Source organism: Lactococcus sp. UBA7128 (assembly GCF_002492185.1).
GTDB classification, from domain to species: domain Bacteria; phylum Bacillota; class Bacilli; order Lactobacillales; family Streptococcaceae; genus Lactococcus; species Lactococcus muris.
This window is the reverse complement of sequence record NZ_DKXK01000056.1, coordinates 1-2,810: the sequence shown is the minus strand read 5'-3', so window position 1 is coordinate 2,810 and position 2,810 is coordinate 1. Positions and strand designations below refer to the sequence as shown.

Sequence of the window (2,810 nt, the reverse complement as noted above, 5' to 3'; positions counted from 1 at the left end):
ACCACCGCAGAGTTGACAGAGCCGCAGTTCCATTTTTTTATAGACTTTGGATAAATCAGAAACTTTCAACAGTCTCTGAAAACATAGACTTGTTCTATAGTTCAGCCCTTTTTTCCTTGCGGAAGTAAGAAACAATACCAAAGACAAGAATCCAAATTGCTGAGCCAATAGCCGGTATGCGTGTATCTTTGAAGAAGAAGAGAGAGATGAAGATTAAAGCAAAAGCAACGATAGTAACGGGAATCAAGACATTAGGCACCGGAACTTTGAAACCATCTTCCATATATTCATCTGATTTTCTGTACTTTGTATAAGCGATGAGTGTCATGATGTAAACAATCAAGAAGAGATTGGTTGCGACACTTGTAATAAAGACGAAACCGTTAGAAACACCTGGAATAAGTGAGATAAACGGTGCTAAGAAAATCAAGGCTGCAGTGAAGAAGAGCGCATTGGTTGGGATACCGTTTTTAGAAAGTTTCGTGAAAGGTCGCAGGGCTTTGTCTCCATGTAATTTTGAAAGGGAGAACAGATTACGTGTTGTTGAAAAGAGAGCAGAGTTAAGCGCTGAAGCCGCTGAAGTTAAAACGACAAAGTTAATAAGTGCAGCTGCCCACTTGAAACCGATGAGGTCAAAAACCATGACAAATGGGGACTGATCTGCAGGAATGTCTGTCCAATGGTAAATAGACATGATGGCAGTCAGTGCTCCAATATAGAAAATCAAGATACGAATGGGAATCTGATTGATAGCCTTTTTAAGAGTTGGACGAGGGTCCAAAGTCTCTGCTGCAGTCATGCCGATAAATTCCATGGCTACAAAGGCAAACATAACCATTTGGAAGCTTCCGATAAAGTTAGCAACTCCATTTGGGAAGAAGGAGAAGTCTTTGACGACATTACTTAGACTGACCGTTGTTCCATCAGCTTGAAAACCTGTAAAAGCCATCACGATAGCGGTAACAATCAGACCGACAATGGCTATAATTTTTATCATTCCAAACCAAAACTCTGTTTCACCAAAGAATCTAGCGTTAAGCGTATTGAGTGCAGTTAAGGCTAGGAGGATAACTGTTTCGGTGAGCCACACGGGGACACTCGGTAGCCAGAATTGGATATAGACGCCAACGGCAGTTAATTCGGCCATTGCCATGAAAATAACGACAAGCCAATAGGACCATTGAATAAAATAACCGGCCTTGTTTCCAAGATAGCGGCTGACAAAGTTAAGAAAAGAGTGTTGCTCTGGGTCCATGTAGAGCATCTCACCAATTGCTCGGAGTAAGATAAACATCAGTGCTCCGATGATGATATAAATCAGTAGAATTGATGGTCCAGTCATGCTGATAGACTGTCCTGCTCCTAAGAAGAGACCTGTTCCGATAGTTCCAGCAATTGCGATAAGCTGGATGTGACGATTTTTCAGACCTCTTTGAGTCTGATTGTTTTCATTATTCATAAAAACCTTTCTGTAATTTTATGCACAATTATAAACATTATAAAGTAATTATATCGCTTTTGGATAAAATTGGCAAGATGAATGAGAAGATATTTTGATGAAGGGCTTAAAAAGTTTCTTTTCAGGTACATTCTGCTTTTATCGACAATGTTATCGCTTTCTTATGTGCATTTATCGCTACTTTTACCTTGAAGGATTTTTGTCTTTTAAATTTTCGGCAAAGGATTTAGAAAATTGCTCGGAGCATATTTAGACAGTTTTACACCAAATATCTTAATAGGAATAAGTGAGGCTTAGTGAAAGGCAATGTGAATAATTATACAAAACAAATGCAATCCATCTTGACATGAGACTGCTGAAAAAGAGCGCTAAATAGTTCAACCCCAAGCTTTTATCTCTACAGATTTTTGGGAAAAATCCCCAATGAAAAAAGCTTAACCCTATGTATAAGAATACTTCGGTTGAGCATTTTCATTTTTTGCATTTTTACTGAATCAGTCTCTTTCAACTTTTGTTGCAGACTCTGGTATAATAAAAATATGTTAATCATAAATGAACAATTGTTCGAGATTGAGGACTCAATCGATACTCTGGTCAAAGCCTTTTTAGATTTGCCACAAGTTGCTGTTTACCGTACCTTGAAAGCTGAGTTTGAAGCAGACAAGGACGTGCAGGATAAGTTACGGATTCTCACAGAAAATCAAGAGTACGTAGCTTTTCGTCCAGAGTTGCTAGAGTTAAGAAAGGAAATTTTATTCAACGAGAAGGTTTATAATCTGCGCGTTGCTGAAAATGACTTGCAGGAACTTTTATCCGATTTAACGAAAGACATTGCTTCATCAATCTCAGAACATATTTTTGTAGATGAAAATTTGCCCTTGAAAGGAGGGAGTCGCCATGAACGACATCATTAATCAAGAAACAGAAGAAAATAAATCAGAAAGTACAGCAGTTCGCCCACTGGATAAACAGAATAGAAGTGCCCTTTTTGTCTATTGTAATTCTTACAAAGGCAATAGGCAGTTGAACCGCTACGGGGACCTTGGCTATACGAGCCGCAAGGCACACTACAGCCTTCTTTATGTGAATGAGGAAGATGTGCCAGAGACGATCAAGAAGCTCAATGAACTCAAATTTGTGAAAAAGATACGACAGAGCCATCTTAAGGAAATCAATACAAACTTTTCAGAAGCTTTTGCTGAAACAAATGAAGAAATTAAAAGTCAGCTTGATGCTGCTTTAGCTAAACTATGATATTTCTATAGAAATTCTAGATAAAAACGATAGAGCAGGTTGTGAAAGAATATCGAAAAAAACTGCCTTTTATTGAAAAGAACCAAGTAAAATAGAC

The 2,810-nt window shown here is 38.2% G+C and carries 3 protein-coding genes; 2 read left to right on the top strand and 1 reads right to left on the bottom strand.

The genetic code is table 11. The features are described from left to right. Positions 1–94 precede the first annotated feature (94 nt). The gene (locus B4H39_RS06315) at positions 95–1,459 is read right to left on the bottom strand and encodes an amino acid permease (RefSeq protein ID WP_202230439.1); all 1,365 of its coding nucleotides are present in this window, start codon (positions 1,457–1,459) and stop codon (positions 95–97) included. Between the two features lie 539 nt (positions 1,460–1,998). Here B4H39_RS06315 and B4H39_RS06310 point away from each other — a divergent pair. Both B4H39_RS06310 and B4H39_RS06305 read left to right on the top strand, forming a co-directional pair. Continuing rightward, complete coding sequence (locus B4H39_RS06310; RefSeq protein WP_202230438.1) at positions 1,999–2,373, top strand: YlbF family regulator; 375 nt, start codon at positions 1,999–2,001, stop codon at positions 2,371–2,373. Next, entirely contained in the window at positions 2,357–2,713 is a 357-nt protein-coding gene (locus B4H39_RS06305; protein ID WP_251424016.1) for a YlbG family protein, read from the top strand. Before B4H39_RS06310 ends, B4H39_RS06305 begins: the two co-directional genes overlap by 17 nt. The last annotated feature ends 97 nt before the right edge of the window (positions 2,714–2,810 follow it).

Coding starts and splice junctions, on each gene's coding strand:
- B4H39_RS06315 (WP_202230439.1), bottom strand. CDS start 1,459: ATGAATAATGAAAACAATCAGACTCAAAGAGGTCTGAAAAATCGTCAC.
- B4H39_RS06310 (WP_202230438.1), top strand. CDS start 1,999: ATGTTAATCATAAATGAACAATTGTTCGAGATTGAGGACTCAATCGAT.
- B4H39_RS06305 (WP_251424016.1), top strand. CDS start 2,357: ATGAACGACATCATTAATCAAGAAACAGAAGAAAATAAATCAGAAAGT.